The 14,462-nt window shown below is 67.5% G+C and carries 11 protein-coding genes and 3 pseudogenes; 7 read left to right on the top strand and 7 right to left on the bottom strand.

Annotation, left to right across the window (positions count from 1 at the left end):
• Positions 1 to 86: 86 nt before the first annotated feature.
• Positions 87 to 1,361 (top strand): thiamine pyrophosphate-dependent enzyme, encoded by a 1,275-nt coding sequence (locus tag ABFB10_RS21975; RefSeq protein ID WP_347168356.1) that lies wholly within the window; start codon positions 87 to 89, stop codon positions 1,359 to 1,361.
• 767 nt (positions 1,362 to 2,128) lie between these two features.
• On the opposite strand, the gene ABFB10_RS21970 is transcribed toward ABFB10_RS21975, so the two are convergent.
• The 4 genes and pseudogenes from ABFB10_RS21970 to ABFB10_RS21955 all read right to left on the bottom strand — a co-directional run bounded on the left by ABFB10_RS21970 (position 2,129) and on the right by ABFB10_RS21955 (position 4,253).
• On the bottom strand, positions 2,129 to 2,551 hold the full coding sequence (locus ABFB10_RS21970; RefSeq protein WP_347168355.1) for an acyl-homoserine-lactone synthase: 423 nt from the start codon (positions 2,549 to 2,551) through the stop codon (positions 2,129 to 2,131).
• Between the two features lie 88 nt (positions 2,552 to 2,639).
• A pseudogene (locus ABFB10_RS21965) lies at positions 2,640 to 2,924 on the bottom strand (acyl-homoserine-lactone synthase); the annotation flags it as partial.
• Positions 2,925 to 3,088: 164 nt separating this feature from the next.
• Complete coding sequence (locus ABFB10_RS21960; protein ID WP_347168354.1) at positions 3,089 to 3,790, bottom strand: autoinducer binding domain-containing protein; 702 nt, start codon at positions 3,788 to 3,790, stop codon at positions 3,089 to 3,091.
• A 40-nt stretch (positions 3,791 to 3,830) separates the two neighbouring features.
• Positions 3,831 to 4,253: a helix-turn-helix domain-containing protein gene (locus ABFB10_RS21955; RefSeq protein ID WP_347168353.1), complete on the bottom strand. Its 423-nt coding sequence runs from the start codon at positions 4,251 to 4,253 to the stop codon at positions 3,831 to 3,833.
• Between the two features lie 208 nt (positions 4,254 to 4,461).
• Here ABFB10_RS21955 and htpX point away from each other — a divergent pair.
• A pseudogene (gene htpX, locus ABFB10_RS21950) lies at positions 4,462 to 5,373 on the top strand (zinc metalloprotease HtpX); the annotation flags it as partial.
• 4 nt (positions 5,374 to 5,377) lie between these two features.
• Here the strand turns inward: htpX and ABFB10_RS21945 are convergent.
• Complete coding sequence (locus ABFB10_RS21945) at positions 5,378 to 6,619, bottom strand: CaiB/BaiF CoA transferase family protein (protein ID WP_347168352.1); 1,242 nt, start codon at positions 6,617 to 6,619, stop codon at positions 5,378 to 5,380.
• Positions 6,616 to 7,572 (bottom strand): hydroxymethylglutaryl-CoA lyase, encoded by a 957-nt coding sequence (locus ABFB10_RS21940; protein WP_347168351.1) that lies wholly within the window; start codon positions 7,570 to 7,572, stop codon positions 6,616 to 6,618. The genes ABFB10_RS21945 and ABFB10_RS21940 overlap by 4 nt, the downstream gene beginning before the upstream one ends.
• A 488-nt stretch (positions 7,573 to 8,060) precedes the next feature.
• Here ABFB10_RS21940 and ABFB10_RS21935 point away from each other — a divergent pair, with 488 nt between their 5' ends.
• The 4 genes and pseudogenes from ABFB10_RS21935 (at position 8,061) to ABFB10_RS21920 (ending at position 11,947) form a co-directional block, all read left to right on the top strand.
• Complete coding sequence (locus ABFB10_RS21935) at positions 8,061 to 8,720, top strand: type 2 periplasmic-binding domain-containing protein (RefSeq protein ID WP_347168350.1); 660 nt, start codon at positions 8,061 to 8,063, stop codon at positions 8,718 to 8,720.
• A 129-nt stretch (positions 8,721 to 8,849) separates the two neighbouring features.
• Positions 8,850 to 9,281, top strand: coding sequence for a tripartite tricarboxylate transporter TctB family protein (locus ABFB10_RS21930; protein ID WP_347168349.1), 432 nt, complete (start codon positions 8,850 to 8,852; stop codon positions 9,279 to 9,281).
• Positions 9,282 to 9,378: 97 nt separating this feature from the next.
• Positions 9,379 to 10,894 (top strand): annotated as a pseudogene (locus ABFB10_RS21925) (tripartite tricarboxylate transporter permease).
• A 171-nt stretch (positions 10,895 to 11,065) separates the two neighbouring features.
• The gene (locus ABFB10_RS21920; RefSeq protein ID WP_347168348.1) at positions 11,066 to 11,947 is read left to right on the top strand and encodes a shikimate dehydrogenase family protein; all 882 of its coding nucleotides are present in this window, start codon (positions 11,066 to 11,068) and stop codon (positions 11,945 to 11,947) included.
• Positions 11,948 to 12,016: 69 nt separating this feature from the next.
• On the opposite strand, the gene ABFB10_RS21915 is transcribed toward ABFB10_RS21920, so the two are convergent.
• Positions 12,017 to 12,853 carry an amidohydrolase family protein gene (locus tag ABFB10_RS21915; RefSeq protein ID WP_347168347.1) on the bottom strand — a complete coding sequence of 279 codons (837 nt, stop codon included), beginning with the start codon at positions 12,851 to 12,853 and terminating at the stop codon, positions 12,017 to 12,019.
• A gap of 201 nt (positions 12,854 to 13,054) precedes the next feature.
• Between ABFB10_RS21915 and ABFB10_RS21910 the strand changes: the two genes are divergently transcribed.
• Positions 13,055 to 14,359, top strand: a complete 1,305-nt coding sequence (locus ABFB10_RS21910; RefSeq protein ID WP_347168346.1) for an ABC transporter substrate-binding protein — start codon at positions 13,055 to 13,057, stop codon at positions 14,357 to 14,359.
• Positions 14,360 to 14,462: the final 103 nt, after the last annotated feature.

The raw sequence follows: 14,462 nt of genomic DNA, 5'->3' as shown, positions 1-14,462 counted from the left end.
GGAGACCGGTTCGGGGCACGGACGGTGCCGATCGGCTGGGGGCAGGAAATGCGCGACCAGACCGCCCTGGTGCGCGAGTCCTGCAAATGGGACTACGAGCTGAAGTACCCCGAGCAGATCGGCGGCCTGCTCGACCGCGCCTATGCGATCTCGAACTCGACCCCCGGGGCCCGGTCTACCTGTCGATCCCGCGCGAGGTGCTGTGCGAAAAGACGAAGGCCGAGGGTCTCGAGGCACCCTGTTCCATGGCCCCGGCGATTGCGGCCCCCGATGCGACGGCGCTGTCTGAAGCGGCGCGGATGCTGGCCGAGGCCAAGGCGCCGCTTGTCATCGCGCAGCGCGGCGCCGGCGACGAGGCGAGCTTTGCCGCCTTTTCCCGCTGGGCCGAGGACTGGGGCATTGCCGTCAGTTCCTGGTGGGCGACCCACCTGGCCATCCCCACCGATCACCCCTGCCACGTCGGGGCGAACCCCGGTCCCCGGCTTGCAGAGGCGGATGTGGTGGTGGTGCTGGATTGCCTTGCGCCGTGGTGGCCGGACAATCATCCGCCCAACCCCGATGCGCGGATCATCCACATCGGCCCCGATCCGCTGTTCTCGCGCTACCCGGTGCGCAATTTCCGATCGGACCTGTCCATCGTCGGGGAAAGCGCGACGACCATCCCGGCGCTGATTGCCGCCATGGAAGCGCTGCCGCGCGATCGGCAGAGGCTGGAGCAGCGCCGCGCCGGGCTGGCCGAGGCCTCGGCGGCGGTGCGGCGCGGGATCGACGATCTGTCGACGCACGCGATGCACGAGGGGCTGACCAAGGCGCATGTGGGCCGTGCCCTCAGCAATGCGCTCAAAGGCCTGAAAAGCAGCGTGTTTTCCGAACTGGGTTGCCCGCTGGGCCCGCTCGAGCGGCAGGACCGCAATTCCTGGTTCCGGGAACCGCATTCGGGTGGTCTTGGATGGGGCTTTCCGGCGGCGCTTGGCGCGCAGCTGGCGGATCCCGACCGGGTGGTCGTCGCGACCATGGGGGACGGGTCCTACATGTTCTCCAACCCGACGGTCTGCCACCAGATCGCAGAGGCGCTGGAGCTGCCGGTTCTGGTGCTGGTCCTGAACAACGAGGAGTGGGGCGCCGTCCGGGCATCGGTGACCGGGCTCTATCCAAAGGGCGAGGCGTCGCGGGCCAACCGGATGCCGCTGACGGCCTTGCAGCCCAGCCCGGACTTCAGCCTGACGGCCCGGGCCAGTCGCGCCTATTCCCGGCGCGTCGCACTGGCGGCGGAGCTGGACGAGGCGATTGCCGAAGCCCTGGAGGTCGTGCGGACCGAGCGGCGCTGCGCGCTGCTGGATATCCGCATCCTGCCCGATTGAGGGCCGCGCCCGGCGCGCCGCACCGGTATGACCGCCATGTCGCCCGAAAGCGGCATGGCGGCGAGGGCGTTGCAGGGCGGGGCGGCAGCGGGGTTCCGGTGAACCGCTTCCGCCCCGCCGTTTTGCGGGCTTGGCGGCATCTGGCCGTCGCCCGCAAGCGTGCCGGGGCTTTCACCGAAGGGACCTTTGCTACGGGGCTGCCGATAGGATGATCGGGAGCGTCCGACAGAACGCATTGGACCGCCTCGGCTCGGTCGGGCGCCGCGCTCCGGTGATCCGGCTCGATTTCATCGGAAAACCGGGGCAATCGCGCAAAGGCGGCAGTGCATGTGTCGCGGCGTGCCGTTCCGGGTAAATCGTCGGGAAAAGGCGGCAGCCCTGCCGTGACTGGCCAATCTCGCATTGCGGTCCAGAACAGCCTGCGGGTGCCAATGACCCTGCGGCTTCGGGATCGGGTGCTGCCCGTCGCGTCCGGCCTGTTGACAGGCCTGTTGGCCGCTGGGATGCCGGGGCCGGTGGTGCTTTTTCACTGCCGTCGCAGGGCCGTCGCGGTCGGGGCACCGGCAGGGCTGACCGGCAGCGTGGGTTGAGGCGGGGCCGGGCGCAGGCAGCGCGCCGCATGCACCGGGTGCCCCGGTCGTCCACCGCGATCAAAAAGGAACAGCCGCTTTCGCGGCTCGGTCAGTGTTCAGGGTCGTGGCGGCATCGTTCTGGCCGCAAGCGCTTCGGCAGCGGTGCCTTTTCACACCGCTGCCGAAGTTCGCAACTCAGGCCCGCTTGGGCTTCACCCCGTTGCCCGGGATCATGCCTGCGGCTTCGAGCGTCGACATCAGCTCTTTTGCGGCTTCCTTGTCCTGCGCGGTGTCCGCCTCTTCCAGCTGCTCGCGGCACCAGTCCCGCAGCATCGCCGCAGAGATCGCGGGCTTCGCGACCGCTTTGCCGGCGCGCTGCTGGTCCAGCGCGGTGGGCGCGGCGTCATCTTCCAGCGCCTTGGCGGACTGGCTGTCCATGAAGACGTCGCCCTCGATGCCGGCGAAGGCCCGGATGCGGTCGATACGCTCGTCGGAGCAGTCGAGAAGCGCCGCCATGGCCGAGGTCTTGCCCATCGGCTTGGTCGAGCCGACATAGTCGTAGGGCGCGCAATCCGAGCGCTTCAGCACGCGGTTCATGATCGGGTCGATGACCGTCACGATGTCCTCGGATCCCCGATTCCTTCGCGTATTCCAGCGCGCCGGTCATCAGTTCGCAGGTGGCATAGCTGACAGAGTTGCGCGATTTTCCGCCGCTCAGCCGATCGGTGTCGACGCAGAACCGAGTCGATTCCCACATCGTCGCGCTGCGCAGGGGCGGCTCGCCGTCGAGGATGGCCGAGAAGACATCGGCCAGCATGTGCGGCCCGGTCGTCTGAAGTGCGCGGACACAGGCCACCACGTGGCCCTCGTCGTCGATCCCAAGAACATAGGCCGGGTCCAACGCGTCGAACTCGTCGATTTCCTTGCCGTCCGTGACTTCGACGTCCCAGCCAAGGCGGTCCCGGAAGACCCGGGCGCGCAGCTCGAACATCTCGTCAAGCAGTTTTGTATAGCGATGTCTGTTGAGACCGTCGATAATCAGGATCATTTTGAGCACTCCATTCATTCCCCTGAGTATGGAATAGAGTGACAGGCGGGTTCCTACTATTAGGGAAACCCCTTAGTCGACTTTTTCGAGGCTATCCGGGCCCTTGGTCAGAGGGGGTGGATAAGGCCCAGCCCGATGGCGCGACCGACCGCCTGTGCCGTGGTCAGGGCCCCCAGCTTGGTCCGGCTGGACCGCAGGTGAACCTCGACCGTGCGGCTGGAAATCGACAGGATATCACCGACGTCCTGCTGGGTCTTCCCGGCGGCAATCCATTGTAATACATCAACTTCCCGCTGCGACAGGGTCGGGTGCGTCAGCGTGGCCCCCAGCGCGTGGGACCGGATGACGTGGTCGTGGATATGCACGGCGGCGGTCTGCAATTCCGACAGGATGCTGGACTTCAGCAACTGCCATTCCCGTTCCGAACAATCCCGGGTGACGCTGAACAGCCCCATGTCGCCGTAGGGGCCGCGCACCGGGATCGTCAGCCCCTGTTTCGAGATTCCGAAATCACGGGCGGTCTGGAAGATGGTGTCGAAGTTCGTTTCACCGTGCAGCCGTTTCCAATCCACCGGAGCGATGCTGCGACTGGCCATCAGCAGCGTCGGGTCCTTGTACTGGAAGTTCTGCTCGACGTAGGTCTTCTGCCATTCGTCAGGGTAGTTTACAAATCCATGGACTGTCTGCGCAATCGGGTCGATCCCGGCATATGCCGCGTAATCGACTTCGTGCGTCTCGCACACGGTGTCCAGGAACTGCCGAAAGTCATTCTTCGGCGAATTGCCTTTACTTAGGTCTATGACGGCCACAGGACGCTCGCGGTATCGGTTCACTCCCGATGATGCGGGATCATTCCTCATAAGCCTGATCGGGAACTAGTTGCAACGCAACCAAAAACGAAAACGTTGCGGAACGGCAGGGTTTCGACAGGGCATGATAATGCGCGGCAGCCGCCCGGGCGTCGGAAAATCCGGGCAGGGATGGCGCCTTGGCTTCGGTTGTCGCGGCGGCTTCGGCGGCGATCGAGGGGAAGACCTCCGGGACAGGCAGGTCCAATGCCTCTGCGATGTCAAACAGTTGCCGTGCTGTCGGGCGCCGTTTTCCTGCCTCGATGTCCCCGATCGCCGCTTCGGACAGGCCGACCCGCGCCGCAAGCGCCCTCCGCCCCAGCCCAAGCAAGGATCTGCGCGCCTCGATACTTTTTCCCAGCAAGCGGTCTATTTCGGTCATAAAATGCTTAAATTTTTGGATGTAAACGGTCTGTGCGTACACCCATTGGTTGACCAGACGGCCCGCGAAGGCAAAGATGACGTTGGGTCACATTGCCCGGGCGCAGGATCGCGGTGCCTGAGCGCGCCGGATAGGGGCCGCGCGCCCGATGCGCGCCGGGGCCGTCGCGGTCCGGACCAGTGCTTGTACCGGGCGGGACGCCTCCCATATCTTGCGGACCGCGTTTGATGACTGGATCGGGAAGCTGAAGATGGGCTACGTCAAGACAGCGATACTGATGGCCGCGATGACCGCGCTTTTCATGGGCGTGGGTTACCTGATCGGCGGGTCGGGAGGCGCCCTGATCGCGCTGGTCGTTGCGGCGGCAATGAATGCCTTCACCTGGTGGAACTCGGATCGCATGGTCCTGCGCATGCACAACGCAGAGCCGGTGCCGCCGCGCGACCGCCTGGGCCTGCACGCGCTGACGGCAGAGCTTGCGCGGAACGCGGGGATGCCGGTGCCGGCGGTCTACCTGATCGACACGCCGCAACCCAATGCCTTTGCCACCGGGCGCAACCCGCAGAACGCCGCCGTTGCGGTGACCACCGGCCTTCTGCGCAGCCTCAGCCGCGAAGAGCTGGCCGGTGTCATCGCCCACGAGCTGGCCCATATCCGCAACCACGACACCGCGATCATGACCGTCACCGCGACCTTCGCCGGGGCGATCTCGATGCTTGCGAACTTTGCGCTGTTCTTCGGCGGCTCGCGCGAAAGGCTGGGTCTGGTGGGGACGCTGCTGATGATGGTCCTTGCACCCATCGCGGCGGGGCTGGTGCAGATGGCGATCAGCCGCACGCGGGAATATGCCGCCGACAAGGCCGGGGCCGAGATCTGCGGGCAGCCGCTGTGGCTGGCCTCGGCGCTGGAAAAGATCGCCATGGGCGCCGCGCGGATCGACAACCACGCGGCAGAGCGCAACCCGGCGACCGCGCATATGTTCATCATCAACCCGCTGCATGCCTACAAACACGACAATCTCTTCGCCACCCACCCGGCGACCGAGAACCGCATCGCGGCCCTGCGGCAGATGGCGGGGCATGGCGGGCGTGCTGCCCCGGCCCCGCGCCGCGCCGTGGCGGACCGGGGCGCCGCCCCGCGCAACCGCGGACAGGGCGGCCCCGGGGTTAAGGCTGCGGGGCGCGGTTCCGGCAGCGCCTCAGGTGGTTCCGGCGCCCAGCACGCCGAGCCGCGACCAGCGCGTCGATCTCGGCCTCGTCGAAACCGGCGGTGCGCAGCGCGTCGCGGCCCCCGGCGCCCAGCTCGGGCGTCGGGTGGCGGACCTGCAGGGGCGTCTTCGAGAACTTGACCGGAAAGCCGATCATGCCGACCTCGCCGCGCCCCTCGTGCGGCACCCGCAGCACCATGTCCTGTGCGGCGACCTGCGGATCGGCCAGCGCCTCGGTGACCGATTGCACCCGGCCCGAGGGTACACCCGCCGCGTTCAGCCGCGTGATCCAGCCCTCCTGCGTGTCGTGGGCGAGCGCTTCGTTGATCAGCGCGTTCAGCTCGGCCCGGTGCCGCAGCCGCACCTCGTTCGAGGCAAAGCGCGGGTCGGTCAGCAGGTGGCCAAGGCCCAGCTCGCCAAGGAACTTCTCGACGATCCGGTCGGTCGAGGGCGCCACGGCGATGTCGCCGTCCGAGGCCCGGAACAACCCGTAGGGCGAGGCGATGGGGTGGTCGTTGCCGGTGGGCACCGGGTCGCGGCCCGTCGCCAGAGCGTTCGAGGTCAGATAGGCCAGCATCGACATCATCGACATCATCATCGAGGCCTCGACCCGTTGCGCCGGTCCGCCGTTTTCGCGCCCGCGCAGGGCCGCCACGGCGCCAAGCGCGGCATAAAGCCCGGCAACGACATCGGTGATCGGCGGCGCGGTGCGCAGCGGGCCGGTGTCGGGGGTGCCATTGGTGGCCATGTAACCCGACATGGCCTGCGCGATGAAGTCGAAGGCCGGGCGGTCGGCATAGGGCCCGTCGCTGCCGTAGCCGTTGACGCTGACCACGATCAGCTCCGGGTTGATCTGGCGCAGGCGCTCTTCGGTCAGGCCCATGCGGTCGAGGATGCCGGGGCGGAAGTTCTCTGTCAGGATATCGGCGCCCGCCAGCAGGCGCTCCAGCACGGCGACGCCTTCGGGGTTGCGCAAGTCCAGCTCGACCGAGGACTTGTTGCGGTTGAACCCGGCGAAGTACCACGACAGGCCTTCGACCCGGTGGCCCTGCTTGCGCACCGGATCGCCGCCGGGCGTCTCGATCTTCACGACCTCCGCGCCCAGGTCGCCAAGGATCATCGAACAGAAGGGGCCGGAAAGGATGCGTGTCAGGTCGATGACGCGCACACCGGACAGCGGCAGGGGGGCGGGCGCGCTCATCCGGCGGCCGTCACGGTCAGCTTCGGGTCGTGGCGCTTCAGCCGGGGACCGGCCTTGAGCACCTGGCCGGGCAGGGGGCGGCCGATCTGGTCCTGAGTCAGCAGCGCCGCCCCGATCAGCGCATCAAGGTCGACGCCGGTCTCGTAGCCGCTTTCCTGAAGCAGGTAGACAAGGTCCTCGGTGCAGATATTGCCGGTCGCCCCGGCCGCGAAGGGGCAGCCCCCCAGCCCGCCCACGGCGGCGTCGTAATGGGTCACACCCTCGGCAAGGCCGGTCATCACGCAGGCAAGGCCGACACCACGGGTGTTGTGGAAATGCAGGTGGATCTCCAGCCCCGGTGCCGCCTCGCGGATGGCCCGGATCGCGGCGCGCACGGTCTGCGGGGTGGCCATGCCGGTGGTGTCGCCCAGCGACACGCTGTCGGCGCCAAGCTCCTGGTAGCGGCGGGCGATGCGGGCCACCTGCTCGGGCGGGACGACACCCTCGAAGGGGCAGCCGAAGGCGGTGGCCATGCCGCCCTCGACCCCGATGCCCGCCGCCTTGAGCACCTCGAAGACCGCGCCGAACTCGTCCAGCGACTGGTCGACCGGGCGGTTCACGTTCTTCAGGTTGTGCGTCTCGGAGGCCGAGACGACCGTGTGCACCGCGTCCAGCTTGCAGGTGGCGGCCCGTTCCGCACCGCGCAGGTTGGGCACCAGCGCGGTGACCCATGCGCCCTCGGGCCGGTCGATCCCGGCCAGCACCTCTTCGGCATCCGCCAGCTGAGGCACGGCGCGCGGGCTGACGAAGGATGTCACCTGCATGTGCCGCAGGCCGCTGGCGAAAAGCGCATTGGCGATCTCGATCTTCTTCGCGGTCGGAATGAAGGTCTTTTCGTTCTGGAACCCGTCGCGGGGCCCGACCTCGCAGACGGTGATCCGGCTGCCTTCAGGAACGGAAGCGGTGCTGGCCATGGGGCTGGTCCTTTCGGTCTGGGCGGCGGGCCGCCGGTGACATGTCGCGCCATTGTTGGCAAATCACGCACAGGGTTCACCAGCGGTGTCAAGGAGCGCGGCGGCGCCCCGGCCCCTGCGGCGCGTGCGCCGATCCCGGGAAGGCCCGGTCCGGTTTGCGGGGGGCCGCGAAAAGACAGGCCGGCCCGCTCCGGCGGGTCCGCTTGCTGCCGGAACCGGCCACTTTCATGCGGGCCAGGGGACCGGAGCGCTTGCAAACGAACGTAACATGCCCTTTCCTCCCTTTTATCTCTGGGAGGAGTAACACATGAAAAACCTTACGATCACCTCGACTCGCTTTCGGCCTTGCGCTTTCGCTTGGCCTGTCGGCAGGCGCCCCGGCGCAGGCGGCGGAATGCATTGCCCCGTCCAACCCCGGCGGCGGCTGGGATTTCACCTGCCGCACCATCGACCGCATCCTGACGGAACTCGACCTTGTCGACGGCAACGTGCAGGTCACCAACATGCCCGGCGGCGTCGGCGCGGTGACCTATGCCATGGTCGTGAACGAGCGCCCGGCGGATGCCGAGCTGATCGTCGCGACCTCGACCGTGGGCATCACGCAGATCGCGCAGGGCCGCTATCCGGCGCCGGTGGACGCGGTCCGCTACCTTGCGATGCTGGGCGCCGACGTGGGCGTGATCGCGGTGGACGATGAAAGCCCGATCCAGTCGCTGGCCGAGCTGACAGAGATCATGGCCAACGATCCCGGTTCCATCGTGACGGCGGGTTCGTCGGGGGCCGGTGGCTGGGACCATATCCGCCTGCTGATGGTGGCCCGCGAAGGTGGCCTTGAAAGCCTTGGCGACCTGCGCTGGGTGCAGTTCGACGGCGGCACCGATGCGGTGACGCAGATGATGGGCGGCCAGATCAGCGTGGTGTCGACCGACCCGGGCGAGATCGCGGGCTTCGTCGAGATCCGGCGATATCCGCATCCTCGCCGCGCTCTCGGACGAGCCGATCCCGGCTTTCCCGGACATCCCGACCGCCGCCTCGCAGGGGATCGACGTCACCGGCTACAACTGGCGCGGCCTCTACACCGGCGGCGAGGTTTCGGACGAAGAGTACAACACCTGGGTCGCGAACCTCGAAACGCTCTACAACTCTGAGAACTGGCAGAGCGCGGCGGTCGAGTTCGGCCTGGTCCCGATCTGGCGGGGCGGCGAAGAGTTCGAGGCCTACGTCATGGAACAGGAAAAGGTCATGGCGGACATCTCGCGCGATATCGGCGTGATTGAATGACCGTCAGGATAGCCGGCGTCGCGATCTTTGTGATCGCGGCGCTCTATACCTGGTACGGGCAGGGCTACACGGCGAATTTCGGCGATGTGCTGGGGCCTTCGGTCTTTCCGGTGATCGTGGGCATTCCCGCGATGATCCTGTCGGCCTCGCTGGTGGTCTTTCCCTCGGGACAGGTCGACTGGCCCGACCGCAGCCACATGGCGCGGCAGGCGGCGGCCCTGGCGATCCTCGTGGGATATGCCTTCCTGCTGCTGCCGCTGGGCTTTCCGCTGGCGACCTTCCTTCTGATCGCCGGGCTGGGGATCGTGCTGGGCGGCGCACCGCTGAAAGCCGCGCTGCTGGGGGCGGTGATCGCGCCGGGCCTCTGGGCGCTTTTCGATCAGGTCCTTGGTCTGCCGCTGGCCTTTCTCGGGCGCTGGTTCGGCTAGAACCGCCGCCCGGGACGGGGCGTTCCGGCCCCGTTGCAGACCCATGGACCGCCACACCAAAGGCGACACGCCCTAGAACGCAGGACACCGCGCCACGATGGAAACCTTTTCTTTGCTCGCCCACGGCTTTGCCGTTGCGCTGACACCGCTGAATATCGCGCTTTTGTTGCTGGGCTGCTTCGCGGGCACGCTGATCGGCGCGCTGCCGGGGCTGGGCCCGGTCAACGGGGTGGCGATCCTGATCCCGCTGACCTTCGCCTTCGGCTTCGACGCCACCTCGTCGCTGATCCTGCTGTCCTCGGTCTACTTCGGCTGCATGTACGGCGGGCGGATTTCCTCGATCCTGCTGAACATCCCCGGCGACGAGCCCGCCGTGATGACCACGCTGGACGGCTATCCCATGGCGCAGCAGGGCCGGGCGGCGGATGCCCTTGCGATATCCGGCGTCGCCAGCTTTGTCGGAGCCACGGTCGCGGTGATCGGCCTGACGCTGTTCGCGCCGATGCTGGCGCGCATGGCAATCTACTTTGGCCCGGCGGATTACTTCGCGCTCTATATCCTTGCCTTCGTCACCATCGGGGGCATCGCCGGGGTCGACCCCCGCAAGACGCTGCTGTCGGCGCTGCTGGGCCTGATGATCGCCACGGCGGGGCTGGACCCGATCTCGGGCATCCCGCGCTATACCTTCAACAATTACCACCTGTATGACGGCATCGACGCGATCGTCGCGCTGGTGGGGCTGTTCGCGATCTCGGAAATCCTGATGATCCTTGAAAAGGCGGTGCGGGACCGGGCCAAGCCGATCGGCATCGACAGCTGGATTCCCGATGTCCGCACGATCTGGCGAACCCGCTGGGCGATCCTGCGCGGCTCTGTCGTGGGCTTTATCGCGGGGGTGCTGCCGGGGGCAGGGGCTTCGCTTGGGTCGGTCATGTCCTACTCGATGGAAAAGCAGGCCAGCGACAAGGACGGCACCTTCGGCAAGGGCGATCCGCGCGGCGTCGCGGCGCCCGAGGCGGGCAACAACGCGGCCTCTGGTGGGGCGCTGATCCCGATGCTGTCGCTGGGTGTGCCGGGGTCGGGCACCACGGCGGTCATGCTGGCCATGCTGATCAGCCTGAACGTCCAGCCCGGCCCGCTGCTGTTCGAGCGCCAGCCGGATCTGGTCTGGGGGCTGGTGGCCTCGCTCTACCTTGGCAACGTGGCGCTCTTGATCCTGAACCTGCCGATGATCGGGCTGTTCAGCCGGTTGATGATGGTGCCGACATGGGCGCTGATGCCCATCGTCGCGGCGGTCAGCTTTGTCGGCGTCTTCTCGATCTCGAACTCGACCTTCGACACTGGAACTGATGATCATCTTCGGCGTGCTGGGCTACCTCCTGCGCAAGCTGGACGTCAGTCTTGTGCCGCTGGTGCTGGGCCTGCTTCTGGGCGGCGACATGGAGCGCAACCTGCGCCGCGCCATGTCGATCTCGGACGGCGACTGGGGCATCCTGATCGCCAGCCCGATCTCGGTCACGCTGTACCTGCTGACGGCGATGTTCCTCGGCCTGTCGGTCTGGTTCGCGCTGCGCGAGCGCCGCCGCCTGCTGGCACGGGTCGGCGGGGACTGAGCGCCGCGCCGGTCACGGGTCTGTCCCGGCGCGGTGGCGGATGTCCGGACTGCCTACCGGATGCGCCGGAGCCTTCGCCTTGGGGGCTGGCGGGGCTTGCGCCTGCCGCGGGGGTGCGGGAAAGGGGGCCGTTGGTTGAATGGGCGTTTCGGGGGTGCAGGGCGTGGGGACATGGACAGGATACGGGGCCGAGCAGCGGGCGCGGTGGCTTCGATGACCGGCATGGCAATCAGCGGCAAGACCCGCTTCGTCCTGATGCTGGGCGATCCCATCGTGCAGGTGAAGGCGCCCGCGGGCTTTGCGGCATGGGCGCGGGACACGGGGACCGATGCGGTCATGCTGCCGGTCGCTGTGCCCGAGGCGGCCCTGCCCGCGACGCTGGAGGCCCTGCGCGGCTGGCGCAATTGTCTGGGCGCGGTGGTCACCTGCCCGCACAAGCAGGCGGTGGCCCGGCTGGTCGACAGCGTTTCCCCGGCGGTGGGGCTGACCGGCGCCTGCAACGTGGTGCGGCGCACGGCGGACGGACAGCTGCACGGAGAGATGACCGACGGGCTGGGCTTCGTCGCGGCCTTGCGGGCCAACGGGTTCGATCCGGCGGGTCGCGACGTGCAGCTTGTGGGGGCAGGCGGCGCGGGCGCGGCGATTGCCCTGGCGCTGGCAGAGAGCGGCGCGCGGCTGGTGATCACCGACCGCGACAGGGCCCGGCAGACCGCCCTGCTCGACCGGCTGGCGGCGCAGGGACAGGTCCTGTCCGCGCGACCGGAGGATTTTTCCGCCGCGCTGGTCTGCAACGCCACGCCGGTCGGGATGAACGGCGACACCGCCCATCCCTGGCCGCTGGAGGATCTGCCCCGGGACTGTTTCGTGGCGGATATCGTGCCCGAACCGGCTAGAGACGCCGTGGATCGTCGCGGCGCGCGCCCGGGGGCACCGGGTTCAGACCGGCCCCGAGATGGTGGCCGGGCAGATGCCGGCCATCGTCGATATCCTGATGGCGCATCGCGACGGCGCCGAGGGCTGAAGGCCCGCGCCGGGCTGCGGTCAGGGACTTGATCGCAGCCCGGCGGGGTCAGGCCGCCCCGGCTTTCCCCTTGCCTGCAACAGCGGTCGGCGCGCCCGGGGTTACAGCCCCCAGATGCGGCGGGCGTTGCCGGACGCCAGCGCGCGGGCCTCGGTCTCCGAGACCTCGGACAGCAGGGCGCGGGTGACGGCGACCCATTGGTCGAGCGAGGAATTCAGCGTGCAGACCGGGCTGTCAGAGCCCCAGACCACGCGGTCCCAGCCGAAGCACCCGATGACGTGTTCGGCGTAGGGGCGCAGGCTGTCCAGCGTCCAGTCCGGCGCCGCGTAGGCGGTGATGCCGGATATCTTGGCGTTCACGTTCGGACGTTCCGCCAGCCGCGACACCGCGGCGGCCCAGTCGTCGAAGGCACCGGCGGCGATGTCGGGCACGCCGCAGTGGTCCATGACGAAGGTGGTGTCGGGGCAGGCGTCCACCAGTGCGGCGGCCAGATCCAGCTGCCGGGCCAGCATGCAGATGTCGAAGGGCAGGCCATGCGCGCCCATCCGTCCCACATTGGCGCGGAAGCGGTTCGAGGTGGAAACCTCGTCCGGCACCACATGCAGCACGCGGCGAATGCCCTTCACCACACTCCGGTCGAGGGTGTCCGGGAAGGCCTCGAAGCCGTCGTCCTCGGGCCGCGCCGAGGAAATGGCGCCCCGGATCAGGCTGCCGTCCTGCGCCATCATATCCGCGACCCATGCGTTTTCTTTGGCGATGTCGGCGGGGTCGCAATCGACCTCCATGTGCAGGGCGCCTTCGATGCCGATGCGGCGGGCGGTGCTCTGGTAGTCGGCCAGCGTCCAGTCGCGGTCCAGCGCGGGCACGTCTTTCAGCCAAGGGTAATGAATGCGCTCCCGGTCGACGAGATGCAGGTGGGTGTCGAACAGGGCAATCATGGTGTTCCTCCTTGGTGTCGCGCTTGCGGGCGGGCGTAGGGTTCCGCACCCGCAAGCGCTTTCCCCGAGTTCAGCTTGACTCACAAGTGAAAGTCAAGTTTAGATATAAAAGTAGCTTCTGGATATGAAAGTCCCGCCGGTCGAAGGTCCGGGGTCGCGGGATGTTCGGGACGCGAGACGGATCGAAACGGGAGGAAGACCATGACAGCCAGAATGACGGGCGCATCGCTGATCGCGCTGACGACGGTTCTTGCCACGGGCGCGCAGGCGGCAGAGTTCGACGGCGTGACCATCGACGCCAAGCTGATCGGCGGCCAGCAGTACGAGGCGCTTTATGCGCGCATCAGCGCGTGGGAAGAGATGACCGGCGCCACGGTCAACGTGATCTCGAAGAAGAACCACTTCGAGCTGGACAAGGAATTCAAGTCCGACATCGCGGCGGGCACCACCGACTGGTGCGTGGGCTCGAACCACTCGTCCTTCGCCTCGCAGTATCCCTCGCTTTACACCGACCTTTCGGCGCTGGTGCCGCAGGAAACCGTGGACGGCTTCGTGCAGGCCAATATCGCGGCGGCCACACTGGGCGGCAAGCTGGTGATGCTGCCGCGCGCGCAGTTCGACGTCTCGGCGCTGTACTACCAGAAGGACCTCTACGAGGATGCCGACCGGGCCGCGGCCTTCGAAGAGGAATACGGCTACCCGCTGGCGGTGCCCGAGACATGGGACCAGGTGAAGGATCAGGCGATCTTCTTCGCCAATCCGCCGAACTTCTACGGCACGCAATACGCCGGCAAGGACGAGGCCATCGTCGGTCGCTTCTACGAGCTTGTGGTGGCCAATGGCGGCGCGCTTTTCAACGACGACTTCTCGCCCGCGTTCAATTCGGACGCCGGGAAAGAGGCGCTGCAATGGTTCGTGGACCTCTACGAATCCGGCGCGGTTCCGGCGGGCACCACCAACTACCTCTGGGACGACCTCGGCAACGGCTTCGCCTCGGGCACCATCGCGCTGAACCTCGACTGGCCGGGCTGGGCGGCCTTCTTCAACGACGCTTCGTCCTCGAAGGTCGCGGGCAATGTCGGCATGGCCCCGGCGCCCAAGGGCTCGGCGGGTGTGCGCAGCGGCTGGTCGGGCTTCCACGGCTTCTCGGTCACCGAGGATTGCGCCAACAAGGAGGCGGCGGCCTCTCTGGTGGACTTCCTGACCAACGAGGACAGCCAGAAGCTGGAAAGCAGCGCCGGGCCGCTGCCCTCGCGCACGGCGGTCTGGGAGTGGGTGGCCGAAGAGGCCAAGGACGATCCCTACCGCGCCGAGGTCCTCGCCGCCTTCCAGGAGACCGCCGCGACCGCCTTTGCGGTGCCGCCGACGGAATACTGGATCGAGGCGACGAACCTGATCTACCCGGAACTTCAGGCCGCCATCCTCGGCGACAAGACGGTGGACGAGGCGCTGTCCGATGCCTCTGACGCGGTCGACGAACTGATGCAGGAAGAAGGCGTCTACTGACGCCCGAGCGGGGGCGGCATCCATCGCCCCCGCCAATCCAAGGACCAGCCCCCATGACACGTCTGAAACTGCCCCCGTGGCTGGTGCTTCTGCTGCCAGCCAT

Source organism: Ponticoccus litoralis (assembly GCF_039769985.1).
GTDB lineage: Bacteria > Pseudomonadota > Alphaproteobacteria > Rhodobacterales > Rhodobacteraceae > Ponticoccus > Ponticoccus litoralis.
This window is presented reverse-complemented; position numbering and strand designations above follow the sequence as displayed.